At 38.8% G+C, this 21,474-nt stretch carries 23 protein-coding genes; 21 read left to right on the forward strand and 2 right to left on the reverse strand.

Annotated features, from left to right (window positions below):
- Positions 1 to 87 precede the first annotated feature (87 nt).
- From E0W68_RS01530 to porT, 11 genes are all read left to right on the forward strand, one after another.
- Positions 88 to 708, forward strand: coding sequence for a bifunctional nuclease family protein (locus E0W68_RS01530; RefSeq protein WP_135217641.1), 621 nt, complete (start codon positions 88 to 90; stop codon positions 706 to 708).
- A gap of 81 nt (positions 709 to 789) precedes the next feature.
- Entirely contained in the window at positions 790 to 1,635 is an 846-nt protein-coding gene (locus E0W68_RS01535; RefSeq protein ID WP_135217642.1) for a thymidylate synthase, read from the forward strand.
- Between the two features lie 35 nt (positions 1,636 to 1,670).
- Complete coding sequence (locus E0W68_RS01540) at positions 1,671 to 2,009, forward strand: 2TM domain-containing protein (protein WP_135217643.1); 339 nt, start codon at positions 1,671 to 1,673, stop codon at positions 2,007 to 2,009.
- Positions 2,009 to 2,506 carry a dihydrofolate reductase gene (locus tag E0W68_RS01545; RefSeq protein ID WP_135217644.1) on the forward strand — a complete coding sequence of 166 codons (498 nt, stop codon included), beginning with the start codon at positions 2,009 to 2,011 and terminating at the stop codon, positions 2,504 to 2,506. Before E0W68_RS01540 ends, E0W68_RS01545 begins: the two co-directional genes overlap by 1 nt.
- On the forward strand, positions 2,499 to 2,756 hold the full coding sequence (locus E0W68_RS01550; protein WP_135217645.1) for a DUF7660 family protein: 258 nt from the start codon (positions 2,499 to 2,501) through the stop codon (positions 2,754 to 2,756). The genes E0W68_RS01545 and E0W68_RS01550 overlap by 8 nt, the downstream gene beginning before the upstream one ends.
- 112 nt (positions 2,757 to 2,868) lie before the next feature.
- A complete protein-coding gene (locus E0W68_RS01555; RefSeq protein ID WP_135217646.1) occupies positions 2,869 to 3,714 on the forward strand; it encodes a bifunctional helix-turn-helix domain-containing protein/methylated-DNA--[protein]-cysteine S-methyltransferase in 846 nt (281 codons plus the stop codon).
- A gap of 12 nt (positions 3,715 to 3,726) precedes the next feature.
- Positions 3,727 to 4,440 (forward strand): 2OG-Fe(II) oxygenase, encoded by a 714-nt coding sequence (locus E0W68_RS01560; RefSeq protein ID WP_135217647.1) that lies wholly within the window; start codon positions 3,727 to 3,729, stop codon positions 4,438 to 4,440.
- 7 nt (positions 4,441 to 4,447) lie between these two features.
- Positions 4,448 to 4,696, forward strand: a complete 249-nt coding sequence (locus E0W68_RS01565) for an Ada metal-binding domain-containing protein (RefSeq protein ID WP_135217648.1) — start codon at positions 4,448 to 4,450, stop codon at positions 4,694 to 4,696.
- On the forward strand, positions 4,680 to 5,288 hold the full coding sequence (locus E0W68_RS01570; RefSeq protein WP_135217649.1) for an alpha-ketoglutarate-dependent dioxygenase AlkB family protein: 609 nt from the start codon (positions 4,680 to 4,682) through the stop codon (positions 5,286 to 5,288). The genes E0W68_RS01565 and E0W68_RS01570 overlap by 17 nt, the downstream gene beginning before the upstream one ends.
- A gap of 106 nt (positions 5,289 to 5,394) precedes the next feature.
- Positions 5,395 to 6,126 (forward strand): bifunctional demethylmenaquinone methyltransferase/2-methoxy-6-polyprenyl-1,4-benzoquinol methylase UbiE, encoded by a 732-nt coding sequence (gene ubiE / locus E0W68_RS01575; RefSeq protein ID WP_135217650.1) that lies wholly within the window; start codon positions 5,395 to 5,397, stop codon positions 6,124 to 6,126.
- A gap of 1 nt (position 6,127) precedes the next feature.
- Positions 6,128 to 6,835, forward strand: a complete 708-nt coding sequence (porT, locus tag E0W68_RS01580) for a type IX secretion/gliding motility protein PorT/SprT (protein WP_135217651.1) — start codon at positions 6,128 to 6,130, stop codon at positions 6,833 to 6,835.
- Here the strand turns inward: porT and E0W68_RS01585 are convergent.
- Positions 6,822 to 7,559, reverse strand: a complete 738-nt coding sequence (locus E0W68_RS01585) for a TrmH family RNA methyltransferase (protein WP_135217652.1) — start codon at positions 7,557 to 7,559, stop codon at positions 6,822 to 6,824. The genes porT and E0W68_RS01585 overlap by 14 nt on opposite strands.
- A gap of 39 nt (positions 7,560 to 7,598) precedes the next feature.
- On the opposite strand from E0W68_RS01585, the gene tamL reads away from it, so the two are divergent.
- From tamL to E0W68_RS01605, 4 genes are all read left to right on the forward strand, one after another.
- Positions 7,599 to 10,169, forward strand: a complete 2,571-nt coding sequence (tamL, locus tag E0W68_RS01590; RefSeq protein WP_135217653.1) for a translocation and assembly module lipoprotein TamL — start codon at positions 7,599 to 7,601, stop codon at positions 10,167 to 10,169.
- A gap of 48 nt (positions 10,170 to 10,217) precedes the next feature.
- On the forward strand, positions 10,218 to 11,285 hold the full coding sequence (fbaA, locus tag E0W68_RS01595; RefSeq protein WP_135217654.1) for a class II fructose-bisphosphate aldolase: 1,068 nt from the start codon (positions 10,218 to 10,220) through the stop codon (positions 11,283 to 11,285).
- 68 nt (positions 11,286 to 11,353) lie between these two features.
- The gene (gene accD / locus E0W68_RS01600) at positions 11,354 to 12,208 is read left to right on the forward strand and encodes an acetyl-CoA carboxylase, carboxyltransferase subunit beta (protein ID WP_135217655.1); all 855 of its coding nucleotides are present in this window, start codon (positions 11,354 to 11,356) and stop codon (positions 12,206 to 12,208) included.
- Between the two features lie 95 nt (positions 12,209 to 12,303).
- Positions 12,304 to 12,945, forward strand: a complete 642-nt coding sequence (locus tag E0W68_RS01605; RefSeq protein WP_135217656.1) for an outer membrane beta-barrel protein — start codon at positions 12,304 to 12,306, stop codon at positions 12,943 to 12,945.
- A 16-nt stretch (positions 12,946 to 12,961) separates the two neighbouring features.
- Here the strand turns inward: E0W68_RS01605 and E0W68_RS01610 are convergent, their stop codons facing one another.
- Positions 12,962 to 14,212, reverse strand: coding sequence for an ABC transporter permease (locus E0W68_RS01610; protein WP_135217657.1), 1,251 nt, complete (start codon positions 14,210 to 14,212; stop codon positions 12,962 to 12,964).
- 157 nt (positions 14,213 to 14,369) lie between these two features.
- Between E0W68_RS01610 and purH the strand changes: the two genes are divergently transcribed.
- The 6 genes from purH (at position 14,370) to rodA (ending at position 21,471) form a co-directional block, all read left to right on the forward strand.
- The gene (gene purH / locus E0W68_RS01615) at positions 14,370 to 15,896 is read left to right on the forward strand and encodes a bifunctional phosphoribosylaminoimidazolecarboxamide formyltransferase/IMP cyclohydrolase (RefSeq protein ID WP_135217658.1); all 1,527 of its coding nucleotides are present in this window, start codon (positions 14,370 to 14,372) and stop codon (positions 15,894 to 15,896) included.
- A 63-nt stretch (positions 15,897 to 15,959) separates the two neighbouring features.
- Positions 15,960 to 16,988 (forward strand): rod shape-determining protein, encoded by a 1,029-nt coding sequence (locus tag E0W68_RS01620; RefSeq protein ID WP_135217659.1) that lies wholly within the window; start codon positions 15,960 to 15,962, stop codon positions 16,986 to 16,988.
- A gap of 11 nt (positions 16,989 to 16,999) precedes the next feature.
- Entirely contained in the window at positions 17,000 to 17,824 is an 825-nt protein-coding gene (mreC, locus tag E0W68_RS01625; protein ID WP_135217660.1) for a rod shape-determining protein MreC, read from the forward strand.
- Positions 17,817 to 18,323 (forward strand): rod shape-determining protein MreD, encoded by a 507-nt coding sequence (locus tag E0W68_RS01630; RefSeq protein ID WP_135217661.1) that lies wholly within the window; start codon positions 17,817 to 17,819, stop codon positions 18,321 to 18,323. The genes mreC and E0W68_RS01630 overlap by 8 nt, the downstream gene beginning before the upstream one ends.
- Positions 18,320 to 20,197 carry a penicillin-binding protein 2 gene (gene mrdA / locus E0W68_RS01635; protein ID WP_135217662.1) on the forward strand — a complete coding sequence of 626 codons (1,878 nt, stop codon included), beginning with the start codon at positions 18,320 to 18,322 and terminating at the stop codon, positions 20,195 to 20,197. Before E0W68_RS01630 ends, mrdA begins: the two co-directional genes overlap by 4 nt.
- Before the next feature lie 17 nt (positions 20,198 to 20,214).
- The gene (rodA, locus tag E0W68_RS01640) at positions 20,215 to 21,471 is read left to right on the forward strand and encodes a rod shape-determining protein RodA (protein WP_135217663.1); all 1,257 of its coding nucleotides are present in this window, start codon (positions 20,215 to 20,217) and stop codon (positions 21,469 to 21,471) included.
- Positions 21,472 to 21,474 lie beyond the last annotated feature (3 nt).

Genomic DNA, 21,474 nt, shown 5'->3' on the forward strand with positions numbered 1-21,474 from the left:
TAAATTGTGCCCATAAAAGGGCTATCCGAACAAGGATGCTTTATCTTTGACGGATAGCCTTTTTTTAGTTATAGTGGAAAGATTATTATGAGCTTAGTAAAACTAACGATTAAAGGAATTTCATACAGCCAAACGCAAAATGGCGCCTATGCATTAATCCTTAATGAAGTAGACGGAGAACGCAAACTGCCTATAGTTATTGGTGCTTTCGAAGCCCAATCGATAGCCATTGCACTCGAAAAAGAAATTAAACCCCCACGACCTTTAACTCATGACCTTTTTAAAAACTTTGCCGACAGGTTTGATATCGTGGTAAAGCAGGTTATTATCCATAAGCTGGTAGATGGTGTTTTCTTTTCGAGCATTATTTGCGAAAGAGATAAAATAGAAGAAATTATAGATGCCCGCACATCCGATGCTATTGCGTTGGCACTGCGCTTCAGCGCACCTATTTTTACTTATAAAAACATATTGGATAAAGCAGGTATTTATCTTAATATAAACCCTTCGGAGACTGAAACCGAAGGAGCAGCAACTGACGATGTACTGTCGCCGACGCAAACATTCGGAACAGAATCTGTTTCCGGGGAAGGTTACTCCCAATACAGCCTGCAGGAACTAAACGAAATGCTGGAAGGCGCAGTGCAAAACGAAGATTATGAAAAAGCGGCAAAAATCCGCGATGAGATATCTAAAAGAGAGAGCTAAATTTGGTTATTTGTTCATTCTACTATTTGGCAACTACACCCCAAATATCCAAAAACCAAATCTACAAATAAACAGGTTACGATGAAACAATATCACGACTTAGTAAAGCACGTTTTAGAGAACGGCAATCAAAAAGGAGACAGAACAGGTACAGGAACGCTGAGTGTTTTTGGTTATCAAATGCGTTTTGACCTTAGCGAAGGTTTCCCTTTAGTCACTACCAAAAAATTACACCTTAAATCGATTATATATGAATTACTTTGGTTTCTTAAAGGCGATACCAACACTGGCTACCTTAATGAAAACGGAGTAAAAATATGGGATGAGTGGGCTGATGAAAATGGCAACCTTGGTCCTGTGTACGGGCACCAATGGCGCAACTGGGACAGTAAAGAAATAGACCAGATTACAGAGCTTATTGAAACCCTGAAAACCAACCCGAACAGTCGCCGTATGATTGTCTCGGCATGGAACCCAAGTGTACTGCCTGACACTTCAAAATCATTTGCTGATAATGTTGCCGAAGGTAAAGTAGCGCTCCCGCCCTGCCATGCATTCTTTCAGTTTTATGTAAGCCCCCCAGCCTCCGAAGAAGGAAAAGGCAAACTATCTTGTCAGTTATACCAGCGTAGTGCCGACATATTTCTGGGAGTACCTTTTAATATTGCATCCTATGCGCTGCTAACTATGATGATAGCGCAGGTATGCGGACTGGAAGCGGGCGATTTTATCCATACCTTTGGCGATGCCCATATTTACAATAATCATATCGAGCAGGTAAACCTGCAACTGAGCCGTGAGCCTCGCCCATTACCTAAAATGGTGTTAAACCCTGACGTAAAAAATATTTTCGATTTTAAATTTGAAGATTTTACGCTCGAAAACTACGACCCGCACCCACACATAAAAGGAGCGGTTGCGGTTTAAGCTATTTTTATTACCTTTAGTTAAAAATAGGGAACATGGAACCAAACCAACAAGAACTGTATGAATATGCCCGAAAACGGGTAAAACAAAAAAAGCTGGTTTACCTGCATTTTATCCTACTTTTTATAGGCAGCCTTTTTTTGTACATCATCAATAAGTGGCTCAATGTTCGCGACGAGTACGACTGGTACTTGTGGGCAATAACCGCATGGGCGTTTTTATTCATCCTGCATTTTATAAAGGTTTTTGTTACCGAAGGTTTTATTAATAAGAAATGGGAACGCGAACAGATAGACAAACTGGTAGCACGACAGGAACGCCATATTAATCAGTTGGAAAAGAAGCTGAACAATACTAACGACACCGAACAATAATGACGATTACCCTTATTGCCGCTGCTGCCGAAAATAATGCTTTGGGCAAAGACAACCAAATGGTATGGCACTTGCCGGACGACTTTAAGCGGTTTAAAAAACTTACTACAGGGCACCATATTATTATGGGGCGCAAAACGCTGGAAAGCATGAACGGCGCGCTACCCAACCGCACTAACATAATTATTACCCGCCAAAAAGATTACACCTGCGAAGGCTGCACGATAGTACACAGCCTTGACGAAGCCCTTGCTGCCTGCCCGCAGGATGAAGAAGTTTTTATAATAGGCGGAGGCGAAATATACAAACAAGCTATAGATAAAGCCAATAAAATAGAACTTACCCGCGTTCATACTACCGTAGATGCTGATGCTTATTTTCCTGAAATTGACGAAAGAGAATGGCAGTTAGTTTCAGAAGAATACCACCCAAAAGATGAAAAACATAAATTAGATTTTACGTTTAAGACTTGGATAAAAAGCAATCTTAATGGATAATACTGATATAACTTATCCTATAAACGACAAAGAAGACTTCATAGAATTTGTTCGTGAGTTATATGAAGTCTTCAAAACCAACCCTGAAAAATGGGAAAACAATACTATTGAATTATTTTTAGAAGCAATGGCAGCTTATGCTAAAGATATTCAAGGTTATTATGACAACACAAATCAAAATATAGATGCAAATAAAGCATCATGGCAAGTCTTTGCTGACATATTAAGCGGAGCCCGGATATATGAATAGTTCATTAATTCCTATAAAACCTAGTCTTAAATAAAAACAACCAACATCAGCAAGTTTCAGATTTTATAGACAAGGTATAGTCACGATATTTGTATTATAAAATTAAGATACAATGAGTGTACAGGAAAACATAAACTACACCCGTATTGCTGCTGCAATAGAATACATAAAAACCAACTTTAAAGACCAGCCGAGTTTAGATACCATTGCAGAGAAAATACATTTAAGTCCGTTTCACTTTCAACGATTGTTTACCGATTGGGCAGGCACAAGCCCAAAAAAATTCCTGCAATACATAAGCCTTGAACATGCCAAAAAGCTATTGACAGAAAATGATGCTACACTTTTTGAAGCAGCTCATGAAACGGGATTATCAGGTACAAGCAGGCTGCACGACCTCTTTATAAACATTGAAGGCATGACGCCTGCCGAGTATAAAAACGGCGGAAAAGATTTAATCATCAATTATAGTTTTACAGAAAGTCCTTTTGGAAATCTTATTATAGCTTCTACTCCAAAAGGCGTTTGCTATATGGCTTTTTATGATAATGAAGAAGTCGCGTTAACGACTCTTAAAGCAAAGTTCCCTAATGCTGTATTTAATAATAAATCTGATTTATTTCAAAAAAATTCGCTATTCATCTTCAATAACGACTGGAGTAAACTCCCCGAAATTAAACTCCATTTAAAAGGAACTGACTTTCAGCTAAAGGTTTGGGAAACCTTATTAAAAATCCCCATGGGGCAAGTGTCAACCTACGGTACCGTAGCAACCGCTATGCAAAAGCCTACTGCCTCAAGAGCCGTTGGCACAGCTATTGGCAGCAACCCCGTCGCATTCCTCATTCCTTGTCATAGGGTTATACAATCTACAGGAAACATTGGTGGTTATATGTGGGGAAATACCCGTAAAACAGCCATCATTGGCTGGGAAGGTGCTAAAAGTGATTCATATTAATCTCTCTTTTCCATGAAAAATATTGAATCTAAAATAGCAGGAATCGACTGGGCAGAAGTAACAGAACAAATGCACCAAAAGGGCTTTTCAGTTATTCCTCAATTTTTAAGTAATGAAGATTGCGAAGCAATAAAAGACAACTATGACACTCCTAATGCTTTCCGAAAAAAAGTAGTGATGGAAAGGCATCGTTTCGGACTTGGGGAATACAAATATTTCAACTATCCTTTACCTGACTTAATACAGTCTGTACGCAATCAGGTTTATCCCAAACTGGCACCCATTGCTAATGCATGGATGAAAGTACTTACTATCGACAAACAATTTCCGCTTACACATAATGAGCTTTTAGAGCAGTGCCATAATAACAACCAGAAAAAAGCAACTGTTTTAATTTTAAAATACGGAAAAGGAGGCTTTAACACACTGCATCAGGATTTATATGGCGATGTATATTTTCCGCTTCAAACTGTGCTGTTCTTAAACGAACCCGATGAAGATTACGGCGGTGGCGAATTTGTACTAACAGAACAAGTTCCGCGAGCGCAATCGAAAGCCATTGTATTAAAACCTAAAAAAGGTGACATGCTTATATTTACTACCAATTTCAGACCTGTGAAAGGAATAAGAGGTTATTACCGCACTACTATGAAACACGGAGTAAGCGAACTGCATAGCGGTAACAGGTTTACACTTGGTATTATCTTTCATGATGCAATAAGTTAATATTATTATGTTACAGCACATTACTATAAGCGACTTACAGGTAAGGACATTAATACGACACAAAGAAATTCAGTATGCAGGCAACCAAAACTTAAAAATTTACGGAACTTTGCACTGCAAATCAGGAAAACGGATGCTTCGCAAAAACAGAGTTTTCTTTCTATCGGAAGAAGAAGCTAAAGCAAAGGGTTACAGACCTTGCGGACACTGTATGAAAGATGCTTACAAAATTTGGAAAAATGGACTTGTTCAATAATTCACCTGCTAATGAAACCAACCTCCTACCCTATGATGGTACAGTAAACTATTATGGTACTATCTTTTCTCAGGAAGAAGCCAATTATTACTTAGAGGAATTGCTAAACAACATTGAGTGGAAAAATGACGAGGCAATTATTTTCGGTAAGCTGATAACCACCAAGCGCAAAGTAGCATGGTATGCCGAGCAACCTTTTGAATATACCTATAGTAACATTACTAAAAAGGCTTTGCCTTTTACCCCCGCATTAGCTGAACTAAAAAACATAACCGAAAAACTTACGGGCGAAACCTACAACTCCTGTCTGCTCAACCTGTACCACGATGGCAGTGAAGGTATGACATGGCACAGCGACGGCGAAAAAGACTTAAAGAAAAACGGCGCTATCGGCTCGCTAAGTTTTGGTGCTGCACGCAAGTTTGCTTTTAAACACAAAGAAAGTAAAGAAACCGTATCGGTTATTTTAGAACACGGCAGTCTGCTGGTTATGAAAGATACTACACAAACCCATTGGCTGCACCGCCTCCCTCCTACCAAACTGGTGAAAACACCTCGCGTAAACCTTACCTTCAGGACTATAGTTCGATAAAATATACACTTCAACAGTTTATATTTTTTATGTCAGCCCTGTAGGGTTGCAGTAATTATGTCCTGTTATTATTAAAAGTTCTGTTATCTTTGCCCAAAATAAAAAAATGCCGAAAAACGTAACACCATATAAAGATTCCGAGCTGGGCAAAAAAGAGCAGGTAGCCCAAATGTTTGATACCATTTCTGAGAAGTACGATGGGCTTAACCGTGTAATCTCGTTTGGTATTGATGTGAAGTGGCGCAAAAAAGTGCTTAAAATGGTGGCGGATACCAAACCGCAAACCATATTGGATATTGCTACAGGCACAGGCGATCTTGCTATATTGATGACCGCCACATCGGCAACCGAAATTATAGGTGCCGATATCTCAGCAGGCATGCTGGAGGTAGGTCGAAAAAAAATAGCCGAGCGTAAAATGAACAACAAAATACAAATGGTACTGGCTGATAGCGAAAACTTACCTTTTGACGATAACTATTTTGATGCCGTAACGGTAGCTTTTGGCGTTCGTAATTTTGAAACTTTGGAAAAAGGACTTGCCGAAATATTGAGAGTACTAAAACCCGGTGGTATTTTTGTAATACTGGAAACCTCTGTACCTACTAAGTTTCCGTACAAACAAGGGTATCGTTTTTACTCAAAATTTATACTGCCTGCCATAGGCAAATTATTCTCTAAAGACAGATCGGCGTATGCCTATCTCAGCGAGTCGGCATCCGTTTTTCCTTATGGTGAAGCGTTAAACAATATTTTGAGAAAAATTGGGTTTATAGAGGTACATCATTTGCCGCAAACATTTGGTGTAGCTACTATTTATTCCGCTTCAAAAAAGTAAAATGAAGAAATTGTTTTTATATATAGCACTACTCACGGGGCTAATCTGCAACGCGCAGTTTGGCACACAGGTATTTGCCAAAGACCCGATTATTAACCTTGAAAATTTTGATAAGCAACGGGTACACTGGGGTTATTTTCTCGGGTTTAACAGCTATGGTTTTAAAATGGATTATACTGACGATCCGGGTGTGGATGTAGAGGTAAAGCAATCTACAGGCTTTAATGTGGGGCTGGTAGGTAACTTGCGCCTTTTTGAATACTTAGACCTGCGCTTTGAGCCGGGACTGTACTACACGCAACGAAATTTGAGTTTCCCCGAGGTAGAAGATGAATTTGACCGACTTAGAGAAGTAAAATCTACCTATCTGCATTTTCCTTTATTATTAAAATTTTCGTCCAAAAGAACAGGCAATGTAAGACCTTATCTTGTAGGTGGTTTCTCTCGAACTTTAAACCTGTCAAGCAATGAAAAGGCTCAGGATGATAACCTTACGGGTATTTTTCGAATGAAAAAAATGACGAATAACTGGGAAGTGGGCTTTGGTGTCGATCTTTATTTCGAGTATTTTAAATTCTCACCTTCCATACGCGGAGTATTCGGACTTAAAGATGAGCTTGTTCGTGATAACGACCCTAACAGCCCTTATACAGGCAATATAGAGTCGATGCGAACGCGCGCCATACTTATCAACTTTACATTCCACTAAAATTACGGCGGAATTCGCTTAATATAACAGCAGCGGCAGTGGCTACATTAAGGCTTTCGGTTTCCTGTAGCTTACCAAATCTTGGTATGGCTATTTTATGAGTTACTTTTTGTGCTATTGCTTCCGAAATACCGTTGGCTTCATTACCCATTACTATAATACCCTCTTGCGGTAGTTGTTGGGTATATACATTTTCGCCATCCATAAAAGTGCCGAAAATGGGCAGTGCAGTATTGGTTATATACTCTTCCAGACTGGTATATACCACATTTACCCGTGCTATGCTGCCCATAGTTGCCTGTACTACTTTGGGGTTATATACATCAACGCTTTGTTCTGAGCATATCAAATGTTCGATACCAAACCAGTCGCACAGCCTTATTATAGTGCCCAAATTACCGGGATCGCGAACATCATCCAGGGCTATAATCAACCCTTTTTCGGGTATTTGTTTTTCATCCGGTATTTTAAAAACACCAATGCAGGTATTGGGTGTGGTGAGCATGCTTATTTTTTTAAGCTCAACATCGGTTACTGGTATAATTTTAGTAGTAGTAACTCCCTGAAAAACGGATTGTGTGGTATAGAGTTCTTGCAGTTCAAAATTGGAATTGAGTAATTCCTGTACTACCTTTACACCCTCGGCAATAAACAATTTATGTTGCTTTCGGTATTTTTTTTGCTGTAAACCCGTTATTAGTTTAATTTGGTTTTTACTAACCATAAAAAATGTATTTTTGAATTACTATTTGGTACTACCGTCTTGAGAAATAAAATAACAAAAATAGCACTAATTATATTATCGGGTTTCTTTTTCTATTCGTGTTCCCTCGTAAAGCGGGTTCCGGATGGAGAACATCTTTTAGAGAAGAATAATATAGAAGTAAACGGCGAGTCTAAAAAAGACGATGAGCTGAAAGATCAATTATATCAGCAACCCAATAGCAGCATATTTGGCTATCACCTCAGGCTTCACCTGTATAACCTTGCCAAGCCCAACGCCGACTCTTCCTATCAGGCATGGCTGGATCGTGACCCAAAACGGCATGAATTTTTAAAAAGCCTGCTTTCGGAAAAGCAAGTACAGCGTTTTGGTCACTCTTTTGTAGTATCAGGATTTAGCAAATTTCTTAAAAAAGTAGGCGAGCCTCCTGTAACTATAGATGCCACAAGAGTACGAAAATCTGCCAACAGGCTTCTTTCCTATTATTATAAACAAGGTTTTTTTCGCACACAAGTCGGTTTTAATATTGATACTCTCGGCGGTAAAAAAGCGCAGATAAATTATAATGTTATTACAGGCAAACCTTATATTGTAGATTCTATAAGCACTTATATAGATACTCCTGTGCTCGACAGCCTGTATCAAACTACACAAAAGAACTCTTTAATAAAAAAGAACAAACAGTATAACGAATCTGACTTTACGGGAGAAAGAGATCGTATTAAAGCCTATTTCAGGAACAGAGGGGCTTATACTTTTGAGGTAAACAACATATCGTATGTAGTAGATACTGTAAATACAAACTACAAAGCTAATGTAGATCTTATCATTAACGATGAAACTATAAGGAATGATGACTCTACCTATACTCGCCCATTTAAATTATACAAAATAAGCCAGGTAAATATTTATACCAAAAACCTGGGGGATAAAAACCAAGAGATAGACAGTACGTCCTACAAAGGTTTTAAAATATTCAGCACAGGAAAACTAAACTACAGAACTAAAGCACTTACCGACCCTGTTTTTATTATACCGGGCGATATGTATGCCGATTCTACACGTGCACTTACTTATAAATACATGAATAACCTGAGGGTATTTAATTACCCTAAAATAGGATATGTTATAGATAGTACTGATGCAACAGGGCAATCGTTAATTACAAACATTTATCTTAGCCCGGAGAAAAAATTTAAATTCATTACCTCTGCCGATGTCACTCACTCCAATATTCAGGATGTAGGTTTAGAAGGGAGTATGGGGGTTTCTATCCGAAATTTATTTCGCGGAGCAGAAATTCTGAACCTTACTGTCAGAGGCAATATAGGTTCTTCGAGCGATCCTGATATTGCCAACCGAAACTTTTTTAATATTCAGGAATACGGTGCTGATGCAAAACTTAGTTTCCCGCGGCTCTTTTTCCCTTTTAAAACAGAAAGCATTATACCCAAAAATATGATACCCTCTACTTTACTAAGTTTGGGTATAAGCAGGCAGCAAAATATTGGTTTGGATAAAGAGAGTTTTTCGGGAGTATTAAATTATAACTGGACTCCGAAAGAAACAGTTACAGCCAGTCTCGATCTGTTCAACATTCAGTATGTGCGTAACGTTAACCCGCAAAACTACTTTAATGTATATAACTCATCTTATGACAGGCTTAATGATATTGCCAATGATTATGTAAATGATATAGATCCTGAATATTTTAAAGAAAACACAAATCCGGCTCAAGACAAACAACTGATAATTGAGAGCGGTACAAATGCATTTATTGATGAGGTAACCGATGGTACTATTCCGGTTTCGTCGGAAGACGCGAGAAGTGTACGGAGTATAGAAGAACGAAAAAAGAGGCTTACTGAAAATAACCTGATAGCAGCTACAAACTTTACTTATACCACCACATCCAAAGAAAACCTTAATGACAACACCTTTTTTGTTTTTAAAACAAAGATAGAAACAGCAGGTAATGCACTTACACTACTATCAGAACTTACAGATAAAGGAGAAAGAAGTGCCAGCGGAAACAAAACCATATTAGATGTTGAGTATTCTCAGTATGTTAAAGGAGAACTGGACTTTATCAAACATTTTGACCTGCGCAGAGGAAAAGTGTTAGCCATGAGAGCCTTCTTTGGTCTTGCACTACCCTATGGCAACTCAAACACGATACCATTTACCCGAAGTTATTTTGCAGGTGGTAGTAATGATAACCGTGCATGGCAATCCTATAGTCTAGGACCCGGCAGAAGCGGCGGGCTTAACGACTTTAATGAAGCTAACTTAAAAATGGCTTACAGTGCCGAACTGCGTTTTAATATATTCGGGCAGCTTAAAGGAGCCGTATTTGGCGACGTTGGAAATATATGGAATGTGTTTGACAACCAGGACGACCCTGATTATACCTTTAACGGGTTAAGCTCCTTCCGTGATTTGGCGCTGGGTTCGGGCTTCGGGGTTCGATATGACTTTAATTTCTTTGTGGTAAGGCTCGATCTTGGTTTTAAAACCTATGATCCGGGCAGACCCGTGAATGACAGATGGTTTAAGGAATATAATTTTGCCAACACCGTTTACAATGTCGGAATTAATTATCCATTCTAAACTTAAAAATACTATTTTTGTACATCAAACTCTAAAATCAAAAAAACAATGGCTCATAACATCAAGCCCGGTGTAGCTACCGGAGACCAGGTTCAGGAGATATTTAAATATGCCAAAGAGAAGGGCTTTGCCCTGCCGGCTGTAAACGTTACAGGGTCGAGCACCATAAACGGTGTATTAGAAACTGCCGCAAAACTAAATGCACCTGTTATCATACAATTCTCTAACGGAGGCGCTGCATTTAATGCAGGTAAAGGACTGGCTAACGATGGGCAAAAAGCAGCTATACTTGGTGCTATTGCAGGAGCAAAACACATACATACACTTGCCGAGGCTTATGGAGCAACGGTAATATTACATACTGACCACTGTGCAAAAAACCTTTTGCCTTGGATAGATGGGTTGCTTGATGCCAGCGAAGCACACTTTGCAGCGCATGGCAAACCATTATTCAGCTCACACATGCTTGACCTTTCAGAAGAGCCAATCGAAGAGAATATTGAAATATGTAAAGAATACCTTGTAAGAATGAGCAAAATGGGCATGACCCTGGAAATTGAGCTTGGTATAACAGGTGGTGAAGAAGACGGAGTTGACAACTCGGATGTGGATAGTTCTAAACTATATACACAACCGGAAGAAGTAGCCTATGCTTACGAAGAGTTGAACAAAGTATCTGATAAAATTACTATTGCTGCTGCTTTTGGTAATGTACACGGGGTTTACAAACCAGGTAATGTAAAACTTACTCCGAAAATCCTTAAAAACTCGCAAGAGTATGTACAGGAAAAGTTCAATACAGGAGCTAACCCTGTAGATTTTGTTTTCCATGGCGGTTCCGGTTCCACACTCGAAGAAATAAGAGAAGCTATCGGCTATGGCGTTATTAAAATGAATATTGATACTGACCTGCAGTATGCTTTTACCGAAGGTATCCGCGACTATATGGGCAGTAAAGTTGATTACTTAAAATCGCAGATAGGTAACCCTGAAGGTGCTGATGTACCGAACAAAAAATACTACGACCCAAGAAAATGGATTCGTGAAGGCGAAGTTACCTTTAATGCAAGATTAGAAAAGGCTTTTGAAGACCTGAATAACGTTAACACCCTATAATAATTTTAAAACTGCAGGCTGTTGCAATGCAACAAGTGGCAGTTTTTTTTATTTAAATAAAACAGAATATGGCTTGGTTTAAGAGAACGGAGAAAGGAATACAGACACCAACCGAAGATAAAAAAGATGTACCTAAAGGTTTGTGGTACAAATCGCCCACAGGCAAAATTATAGATGCCGAAGAACTGGAAAGAAATTTTTATGTAAGCCCCGAAGACGGTTACCACGTGCGTATAGGGAGTAAAGAATATTTTTCTATCCTTTTTGATGACAACGAGTTTAAAGAGCTTGATGCCAACATTACATCCAAAGACCCTTTAAAATTTGTTGATACTAAAAAATACAGCGATCGCCTTAAAGAGGCTATGGAGAAAACCAAGCTAAAAGATGCGGTACGCACAGCGGTAGGAAAATCTAAAGGTAAAGACCTTGTGGTATGTTGTATGGATTTTGCCTTTATAGGCGGCTCTATGGGTGCTGTGGTAGGCGAAAAAATTGTTCGTGGTATCGACTACTCCATAAAGCACAGATTACCATTTGTGATGATTTCAAAATCAGGAGGCGCAAGGATGATGGAAGCGGCAATGTCGCTGATGCAGCTTGCCAAAACATCAGCTAAGTTGGCACAGCTTGCCGATGCAGGGCTGCCCTATATATCGTTGTGTACCGACCCTACTACGGGTGGCACTACGGCATCCTACGCTATGCTGGGCGATATTAATATCTCTGAGCCGGGTGCGCTTATAGGATTTGCCGGACCGCGTGTAGTGAAAGACACTACCGGTAAAGACCTGCCCGAAGGCTTCCAGACCGCAGAGTTTGTAATGGAACACGGTTTCCTTGATTTTATTACACCAAGAAAGGAACTGAAAGATAAAATAAATCTTTACATTGACCTTATACAGAACCAACCGGTTCGATAAAATAAAAACCCCGCTTAAAGCGGGGTTTTTATTTTACTTAGCATTAGTATGAATAATAATCATATATTTGACGACCAATTGAAAAATTAATTATTATGAAAAAACTTATTTACTTCTTAATATTTTTTCCAAGTTTAATATTTGCTCAAAATCAAAATGATGAGAGAAAATTTAATTTTAATTTTAAAGCTGGTGTAGTCTTGTCAGATGCTTCAACAGATAAAGCATATATTGATAATGAAAACATAACTAAAAATAAAACATCGTTCTATTTAGGAGCAGGTTTTGAATACTTTATTTCAAAAATGTTTAGTACTAATATTGGTTTAGAATATCTGACAACAGGCTCAGAAAAAACTGGAAATAATTTTGAAAAAATAGATTTTAGTCAAATTAAAATTCCTTTAACAATAAAAGCAAAATTATTTAAAGGATTATATCTTGAAGGAGGAAGCTATGTTTCTTTCATAACCAATATGGATACTAAAGACTATAGCGGGGAAATAAATCCAAATTATATAGAAAATGAAAATATAGACTACGGAGTATTATTTGGGTTGGGTTACAATTATAATGATTTTTTCATTGAAGCTAATATAAATATTGGCTTTGTCGATCTGATAAATTATAATGAGAATAACTTTGGCCCCGAATTTGACCCAATCATAGATGCAGGCGAATCAGATCCTGAATTTAAAAACAAATATTTTCAAGTAGGAGTTGGTTACAAATTTTAATCAATATTTTTACACTCTACATCCCCGTCCTAATCGCCTCAACAGGGTCAAGTTTAGCGGCTGCAATTGCGGGTAATATGCCCGAAGCAAGCCCTATAGCAACGGCAAGCCCCGTACCGATAACCACATTCCAGAAACCGAGAATAAACTCAAAATCGAGGGCTTTGGTAAGTATCTCCGCAATACCCCACACCATAAGCATCCCCACTATACCGCCAATTACGGAAAGGATTACGGCTTCGAATAAAAACTGGAATAGTATAAAGCGGTTTTTAGCGCCCAGCGCTTTTTGAATACCAATAAGGTTAGTACGCTCCTTAACCGAAACAAACATAATATTGGCAATACCAAAACCACCTACCAGCAGAGAGAAAGCACTGATAATCCAGCCTATCATATTCATTTGCCCGATGATATCATCAATAAGGTCGGTAAACCCGGCAAGTATGTCTATCATAAAGTTGCTTATATCCCCTGCTTTTATCCCCCTGTACGAGCGTAATTTTTGGGTTATATCTGCCATAACAGCATCGGGCTCGGCATCGGGTTGAGGCTTTATCACAATTACAGGAGTCATAAAACTATTGTTATCGCCATACATACGCCTGACAAAATTAACAGGGATAATTATCGTAATATCGTTACTCGGCCCGAAAGTACTTTCACCCTGCTTTTCTATAACACCTATAACGGTGAAACGCTGCCCGTAAATGCGTATTTTTTTATCAATAGGATTTTGTCCTCCAAATAGGTTTTCTGCAACTTCATGCCCTATTACCGCTACGGCTTTACCCGAATTGGACTCTGCCTCATTATAAAAACGTCCGTCCTTAATATCCAGGCTTTGGATATCGGCAAATTCATACGATACAGGAACCATATTAATATTATTAACCGATTTGTCTTCGTACTTTACAATCTCGCTCTTGGTAAATATCTGAAAAGCCATGTACTCTGCCATGGGCACGGCATCTTTCAGGTACTGGTATTCATCAAAAGTAACATCGGGAAACTGCTCGCGCTTCCAGCGCGGAATATCGGTCGGACCGAACGAAAAACGTTTCAGGTACATCGTGTTCTCATCCACTTTGCTCAAATCTTTTCTGATTTTCCTGTCGAGCGAATCTACTGCGGCAAGTACGGCAATGATAGAAAATATACCAATGGTAACCCCCAACAGCGAAAGGAAGGTTCGGAGTTTATTGTTTATAAGCGCATTCATCGCAAATGCAAGACTCTCTCTAAGTAAGCGCAGGTATAAAAGCATAGCAATCGGTTTGTCTTGTGTAAAATTCCATATTTTTTTTGCAAAAACCTAAAACATCAAATAATAAAATAGAAAAGGATAGAAATAATGCATATCTTACCTTTGAATGTTAAGCCTGTATTAACTACTTTTGCATTTTGAAACACAACTACACAAAATGAGCACACAAAAAACCATTTCATCAGCACTTATATCAGTTTTTGACAAGGACGGGCTTGAACCGATTGTTCGTAAACTGCACGAGCATAATGTAACTATCTACTCTACGGGTGGTACGGAATCTTTTATTAAAGATTTGGGCATACCTGTTGTAGCGGTAGAAGATGTAACTTCCTACCCTTCAATACTTGGCGGTCGCGTAAAAACATTACACCCAAAAGTTTTCGGTGGTATTCTTAACCGTCAGGACAATGAGCAGGATGTACAGCAAATGCAGGAGTATGATATACCACAAATAGATTTGGTTATTGTTGATTTGTATCCATTTGAAAAAACAGTAGCTTCCGGCGCACCTGAAGCTGATATTATAGAAAAAATAGACATTGGCGGTATATCATTAATACGTGCTGCGGCAAAGAATTTTAAAGACACTGTAATTGTTGCATCAGTAAACGAATACAGCCTTTTTCTTGATACAATTACTGCAAATAATTGTGCTACAACGCTGGAAGAGCGTAAACTGTTTGCCACAAAAGCATTCCATGTATCCTCGCATTATGACACAGCTATATTCAACTATTTTAATACGGATGATACTTTTTATAAAGCAAGTATTGCTGAGGGGCAGGTTTTACGCTATGGCGAAAACCCACACCAAAAAGGCTTTTTCTTTGGTGAATTTGACAAAATGTTTGACAAACTTCACGGAAAAGAATTATCATACAATAACCTCCTGGATGTAGATGCAGCGGTAAACCTGATGCAGGAGTTTAAAAACGATGCCCCTACATTTGCCATACTAAAGCATAACAATGCCTGTGGTATTGCTACAAGAGCCACTGTAAAAGAGGCTTACCTTGATGCGCTTGCGGGCGACCCTACCTCTGCTTTTGGAGGCGTATTAATAGCTAATACAAAAATAGATAAGGCTGCCGCCGAAGAAATAAATAAACTTTTTTGCGAAGTGGTTATCGCTCCGGGATATGACGATGAGGCAACAGCGATACTGCAAGAAAAGAAAAACAGGATACTACTGGTACAGCATGATGCAGAACTACCTGCCAAGCAGGTGCGCACCTGCCTAAACGGGTTGCTGGTACAAGATAAAGATAACATTACCGACAATAAAGAGCATCTTACAACCGTTACGGTAACATCGCCTACCGCGCAAGAGGTTGAAGACCTTATTTTTGCCTCTAAAATATGTAAGCATACCAAGTCGAATACTATTGTATTTGCAAAAAACAAACAACTTTTTGCATCAGGCACAGGGCAAACCTCGCGTGTAGATGCATTAAGGCAAGCCGTTGACAAAGCGGTAGCTTTTAATTTTGACCTTAACGGAGCTGTAATGGCAAGTGATGCTTTTTTCCCGTTTCCCGATTGTGTGGAGCTGGCAAAAAATGCAGGAATTACCGCCGTAATTCAACCCGGAGGATCGATAAAAGACGAATTGAGTATTAACTATTGTAACGAAAATAATGTTGCAATGGTATTTACAGGAACAAGACATTTTAAACATTAATTTTACTACTTTTGTAAGCCTGAACGCATACAAAACACGAACCCTAAATACATTAAATAAAGTATGGGATTTTTTGATTTCATGACCGAGGACATTGCCATTGACCTTGGTACCGCAAATACCCTCATTATCCATAATGACAAGGTTGTTATAGACAGCCCCTCTATAGTAGCACGCGACCGTATATCGGGCAAAATAATTGCTGTTGGTAAAGAGGCAAACATGATGCAGGGTAAAACACATGAAAACATAAAAACCATACGACCGCTTAAAGACGGTGTTATTGCCGACTTTGATGCTTCTGAAAAAATGCTTACTATGTTTATCAAAAGCATACCGGCATTAAAAAAGAGGCTTTTTAAACCTGCCTTGCGCATGGTTATCTGTATCCCATCAGGTATTACCGAAGTAGAGATGCGTGCGGTAAAAGAATCGGCAGAAAGGGTAAATGGTAAAGAGGTTTATCTTATCCACGAACCTATGGCAGCAGCAATAGGTATAGGGGTAGATATTATGCAGCCCAAAGGTAATATGATTGTGGATATAGGTGGTGGTACTACCGAAATTGCAGTTATTGCGCTGGGTGGTATCGTGTGCGATAAATCAGTAAAAATTGCGGGAGATGTTTTCACTAACGATATTGTATATTATATGCGAACGCAGCACAACCTTTTTGTAGGAGAAAGTACTGCCGAGAAAATAAAAATACAGATAGGTGCTGCACTGGAAGATTTAGACTCACCACCCGAAGAAATGTCAGTACAAGGGCGAGACCTGCTTACCGGTAAACCAAAACAAGTAGATGTTTCCTATCGGGAGATAGCCAAAGCATTAGACAAGTCCATTCAGCGAATAGAAGATGCGGTAATGGAAACCCTGTCGCAAACGCCTCCGGAACTTGCTGCCGATATATACAACACCGGGATATATCTTGCAGGTGGCGGCTCGATGCTGAGAGGGCTTGATAAAAGAATATCTCAAAAAACCGATCTCCCTGTTTATATTGCCGAAGACCCACTAAGGGCAGTAGTAAGGGGAACAGGAATGGCACTCAAAAACATTCAAAAATTCAGAAGCATACTCATAAAATAAAGAAATAAGAAATGCAGCAAATATTAAATTTTATATTTAAAAACAGTATTCTATTACTGTTTTTGCTGCTTTTGGGCATATCGTTAACCCTTACCATACAGTCGCACGCCTACCATAAGAGTATGACAATTTCTTCGGCAAATGCCGTAAGCGGGTATGTATATGAACAGGTGCACAGTGCAGAAGAGTATTTGAATCTTAAAACTGAAAATGAAAAGCTGGCAGATGAAAATGCCCGACTGAAAAAATTGCTTTTTAATACAAAAGATACTGTTGATTTAACAACAGTAACCATCCCCAATACCATAGGGAGCTTTAATGTAATACAATCTAAAGTAATATCAAACTCCTACAATAAACACGAAAATTATCTTACTATAGATAAAGGAACAAAAGATGGTGTAAAACTCGACATGGGAGTTATCAGCGATAGAGGTGTGGTTGGAATAATAGAAAATGTATCGCCGGGCTATGCTACTTTAATAAGTGTTTTAAACCTAAAGTTTAAATTGGCTGCAAAAATAAAAAAGAACGGTCATTACGGCTTTTTGGTTTGGAACGGTAAAAATGCAGGCTATACTCAGCTTATTGATGTACCGAGATTGGCAACGGTAGCCAAAGGAGATACTATTGTAACAGGCGGACGCTCGGACATATTTCCTGAAAACATACCGATTGGTACTATTGATAAAATATATATAGACGATAAAACCAATTATTACACACTTGATGTAAGGCTGTTTAACGACATGACGAGCATAGGGCATGTATATGTTATAGAAAACAAAGACAGGGAAGAGATAATACAACTGGAAGCGGCAACCAAAAATGAATAATAGTGTAATAACAAATAGTGCCCGTTTTATTATTCTGCTTTTAGCACAAGTAGTAGTATTTAACCGCATAGAGCTTTTTGGCTTTATCAATGCTTTCCCCTATATTCTTTTTATACTGCTTTACCCTGTAGATGGTAACAGAGCATTACTGCTCATTTTGTCATTTCTATTAGGGATTAGTGTAGATGCATTTCTCAATTCGGGTGGTGCCCATGCAACAGCATGCCTGGTTCTTGCCTATATGCGCCCTTCTATATTTAAGTTTTCGTTTGGATTAAGCTACGAATATCAAACGGTAAAAATAAATGACCGCCTTTCGCCTGAAAGATTTTCATTTATACTCATTTCGGTTGTAATACATCATATAATTTTATACCTTTTAGAAGTATTCAGGTTCAGCCTGATACTCGATATTTTATTGCAGTCATTATTCTCCACAATATTTACGCTTATACTTTGTATAATAATAATCTATTTAATTAAGCCCGGTAAACAATGAGAAAGATTTTACTGCCATCATTTATCATTGTTGCAGCATTGCTGATATTGGCAAAGCTATACTACATACAAATACTGGATGACTCGTGGGTTAAAAAAAGTGATAATAACGCCTACAAAATAAAATATGAATATCCCGAAAGAGGTTATATATATGACCGTAACGGCGCGCTGATGGTAGCCAACCAACCCTCTTATGACATTATGGTAACCCCTATAGAAATGAGCAAAGAGATTGACACTATGGAGGTATGCCGATTGCTGAATGTTACTAAAGAATATTATATAGACCGCGTTAATAAAGCAAATACATACAGCCCGAGGCTTCCATCGGTATTTCTTTCGCAGCTTAATAAAAAAGAGTTTGCTGCCTTTCAGGAAAAAATCCGACGTTTTAAAGGTTTCGACATTGTAAAACGTTCGCTGCGCGACTATCAAATTCATGCAGCATCCAATGTTTTTGGTTACATCGGGCAGGTAGGCGAAGCTACCATCAAAAAAAATCCTTATTATAAAAGTGGCGACCTCATCGGGCGACAAGGGGTAGAGCAGGTATATGAAGATGCGCTTCGTGGCATAAAAGGAGTAAAATACATTCAGAAAGATCGTTTTAACCGCGAAATAGGTCCGTTTAAAGAAGGAATATATGATACCATAGCGGTGCAGGGTAAGGACATTACCCTTACACTTGACAGTGAATTGCAACAGTATGGCGAATCGTTAATGTTCGAAAAACGCGGAGGTATCGTGGCAATTGAGCCTAAAACGGGCGAAATATTAGCTTTGGTTACCGCTCCTACCTACGACCCTGCATTACTGGTGGGACGAGACCGTTCTGATAATTACAGAATGTTGGAAAGTGACACATTGGGTATGCCTCTCTATGACAGGGGGCTGCTTGCCGAATATCCTCCGGGTTCGCCATTCAAAATACTTTCGGGGCTGATTGGTATGCAGGAAGAGGTTATTGACGAAAACAGTACTTTTATCTGTAATCACGGCTTTTCATACGGGCGTGGGGCATTCATGAAATGCCACTGCCCCGGTGGTGCCATACAATTGCACAATGGTATTTATAAATCATGTAATACTTATTTTGCCAATACCTTTAAGCTTACTATAGATAAATATCCAAAACCGGAATCGGGGGTTAATGCCTGGAGCAGCCACCTGAAAAGCTTTGGTTTAGGCGACTTTTTAGGGTATGACTTGCCTCCGGGAAGAAAGGGACTTATACCCAACGCCCAGTTTTATAAACGATATTACCCTAACGGGGGTTGGCGAAGCTCTACCATAATATCAAATTCCATAGGTCAGGGCGAGGTGTTAATGACTCCTATCCAACTGGCAAATATGATGGCTATTGTAGCTAATGAAGGGTATTATTATACTCCCCACATTATTAAAAAAATTGATGGTGGTAAAATAGATGAAAAATTTACAACAAAGCATTATACCACTATAGATAAACAATATTTTAAGCCCATTATAGACGGATTGCATGATGTATATAACATGGGAACGGCAAGCACATTGCGTGTAAAAGACATAGAGATATGTGGTAAAACAGGTACTGCCGAAAACTTTGCCAAAATAAACGGTGTACAAACACAGCTCACAGACCACTCTATATTTGTAGCCTTTGCCCCTAAAAATGATCCTAAAATTGCTATTGCCGTATTTGTAGAAAATGGCTACTGGGGTGCTCGCTGGGCAGGACCTATAGCTACCTTAATGATAGAGAAATACCTGAAAGGTACTGTAAGCCGTAAAGACCTTGAGGTAAGGATGCTTACCAAAGGGCTTAAACACGAGTATGAAAAGGTTATAAGCAATGCGCCTTTTAAAATAAACGAACGTTATTATGCCTATTAAGGCTTAATTTAATCTGCATGAAAAATCAAAGTGTAAGCAATAACATAGACTGGATTATTGTCCTGCTGTATATGGCATTGGTTGCATCGGGATGGATGACTATCTACTCGGCATCACTTCCTAACGAAACTACCTCTATATTTGACTTAGACCAGATATATGGCAAACAATTACTGTTTATATTAGTAAGCATCCCTATTATATTGGTTGTACTGACGCTTGATGCTAAAATTTACGAAAAGTATGCTCTTATTTTCTATACAATATCTATTGTATTACTGGCAGGTCTGTTTATATTTGGTAAAACCATAAAAGGACAAACCAACTGGTACTCTTTTGGCGGTTTTGGTTTACAACCTTCGGAGTTTGCTAAAATAGCAACTTCGCTTATGGTAGCAAAATTTTTGAGCGATGCGCAAATCAGCCTCAAAAACACAAACCACCAATTTATTACTTTCGGCATTATATTACTTCCTGTAGCACTTATACTTATGCAGCCTGACGCAGGGAGCGCCATGATTTTTACAGCACTCATTATAGCCATATATCGCGAGGGGCTGCCGGGCTGGTACTTATGGACAGGCTTTTTGGCAATAGTTCTCTTTATAGTATCATTACTTATAAAATGGCAGTATGTATTACTATTTGCATTTATTATAATGCTCGCTGCTTTTTTTATGACACGACGCTCCAGGCGAAACCCTGTATTGTATATTATGATATTTATAGCAATATCCGTGTTTACCTACTCAACAGATTTTGTATATGAAAATGTATTAGAACCACACCAAAAAGACAGGATAAATGTACTTTTCGGGAAAGAAGTTAATAATCAGGCAGAGGGCTACAACCTCAACCAGTCATTAATAGCCATTGGTTCGGGTGGGTGGACAGGTAAGGGCTATTTGGAAGGCACACAAACTAAAGGAAAATTTGTACCGGAACAGCATACTGATTATATTTTTACAACCGTAGGCGAAGAATGGGGATTTATAGGGGGAATGACGGTAATTATACTTTTTGTTACCCTATTGCTCCGTATAATATATATTGCCGAACATCAAAAATCACAGTTCAGCCGAACGTATGGGTATTGTGTAGCAGCTATATTATTCATGCACTTTTTTGTAAATATCGCCATGCTTATTAACCTCTTCCCAACTATCGGAGTACCTCTCCCCTTCTTTTCCTATGGTGGGTCGAGCCTGTTTGCCTTTACCATACTGCTGTTTATTTTTATAAAACTGGATGCTAATAAGGTTAATGAGTGGTAAAAA

Origin of the sequence: Flavobacterium salilacus subsp. salilacus (assembly GCF_004634195.1) — a bacterium.
Lineage (GTDB): Bacteria > Bacteroidota > Bacteroidia > Flavobacteriales > Flavobacteriaceae > Flavobacterium > Flavobacterium salilacus.

Coding starts and splice junctions, on each gene's coding strand:
- rodA (WP_135217663.1), top strand. CDS start 20,215: ATGAAAAATCAAAGTGTAAGCAATAACATAGACTGGATTATTGTCCTG.
- E0W68_RS01610 (WP_135217657.1), bottom strand. CDS start 14,212: ATGCTTTTATACCTGCGCTTACTTAGAGAGAGTCTTGCATTTGCGATG.
- E0W68_RS01540 (WP_135217643.1), top strand. CDS start 1,671: ATGGAACCAAACCAACAAGAACTGTATGAATATGCCCGAAAACGGGTA.
- E0W68_RS01555 (WP_135217646.1), top strand. CDS start 2,869: ATGAGTGTACAGGAAAACATAAACTACACCCGTATTGCTGCTGCAATA.
- E0W68_RS01535 (WP_135217642.1), top strand. CDS start 790: ATGAAACAATATCACGACTTAGTAAAGCACGTTTTAGAGAACGGCAAT.
- E0W68_RS01620 (WP_135217659.1), top strand. CDS start 15,960: ATGGGATTTTTTGATTTCATGACCGAGGACATTGCCATTGACCTTGGT.
- ubiE (WP_135217650.1), top strand. CDS start 5,395: ATGCCGAAAAACGTAACACCATATAAAGATTCCGAGCTGGGCAAAAAA.
- E0W68_RS01550 (WP_135217645.1), top strand. CDS start 2,499: ATGGATAATACTGATATAACTTATCCTATAAACGACAAAGAAGACTTC.
- purH (WP_135217658.1), top strand. CDS start 14,370: ATGAGCACACAAAAAACCATTTCATCAGCACTTATATCAGTTTTTGAC.
- E0W68_RS01630 (WP_135217661.1), top strand. CDS start 17,817: ATGAATAATAGTGTAATAACAAATAGTGCCCGTTTTATTATTCTGCTT.
- E0W68_RS01560 (WP_135217647.1), top strand. CDS start 3,727: ATGAAAAATATTGAATCTAAAATAGCAGGAATCGACTGGGCAGAAGTA.
- mrdA (WP_135217662.1), top strand. CDS start 18,320: ATGAGAAAGATTTTACTGCCATCATTTATCATTGTTGCAGCATTGCTG.
- E0W68_RS01585 (WP_135217652.1), bottom strand. CDS start 7,559: ATGGTTAGTAAAAACCAAATTAAACTAATAACGGGTTTACAGCAAAAA.
- porT (WP_135217651.1), top strand. CDS start 6,128: ATGAAGAAATTGTTTTTATATATAGCACTACTCACGGGGCTAATCTGC.
- E0W68_RS01605 (WP_135217656.1), top strand. CDS start 12,304: ATGAAAAAACTTATTTACTTCTTAATATTTTTTCCAAGTTTAATATTT.
- E0W68_RS01565 (WP_135217648.1), top strand. CDS start 4,448: ATGTTACAGCACATTACTATAAGCGACTTACAGGTAAGGACATTAATA.
- E0W68_RS01530 (WP_135217641.1), top strand. CDS start 88: ATGAGCTTAGTAAAACTAACGATTAAAGGAATTTCATACAGCCAAACG.
- mreC (WP_135217660.1), top strand. CDS start 17,000: ATGCAGCAAATATTAAATTTTATATTTAAAAACAGTATTCTATTACTG.
- E0W68_RS01545 (WP_135217644.1), top strand. CDS start 2,009: ATGACGATTACCCTTATTGCCGCTGCTGCCGAAAATAATGCTTTGGGC.
- accD (WP_135217655.1), top strand. CDS start 11,354: ATGGCTTGGTTTAAGAGAACGGAGAAAGGAATACAGACACCAACCGAA.
- E0W68_RS01570 (WP_135217649.1), top strand. CDS start 4,680: ATGGACTTGTTCAATAATTCACCTGCTAATGAAACCAACCTCCTACCC.
- fbaA (WP_135217654.1), top strand. CDS start 10,218: ATGGCTCATAACATCAAGCCCGGTGTAGCTACCGGAGACCAGGTTCAG.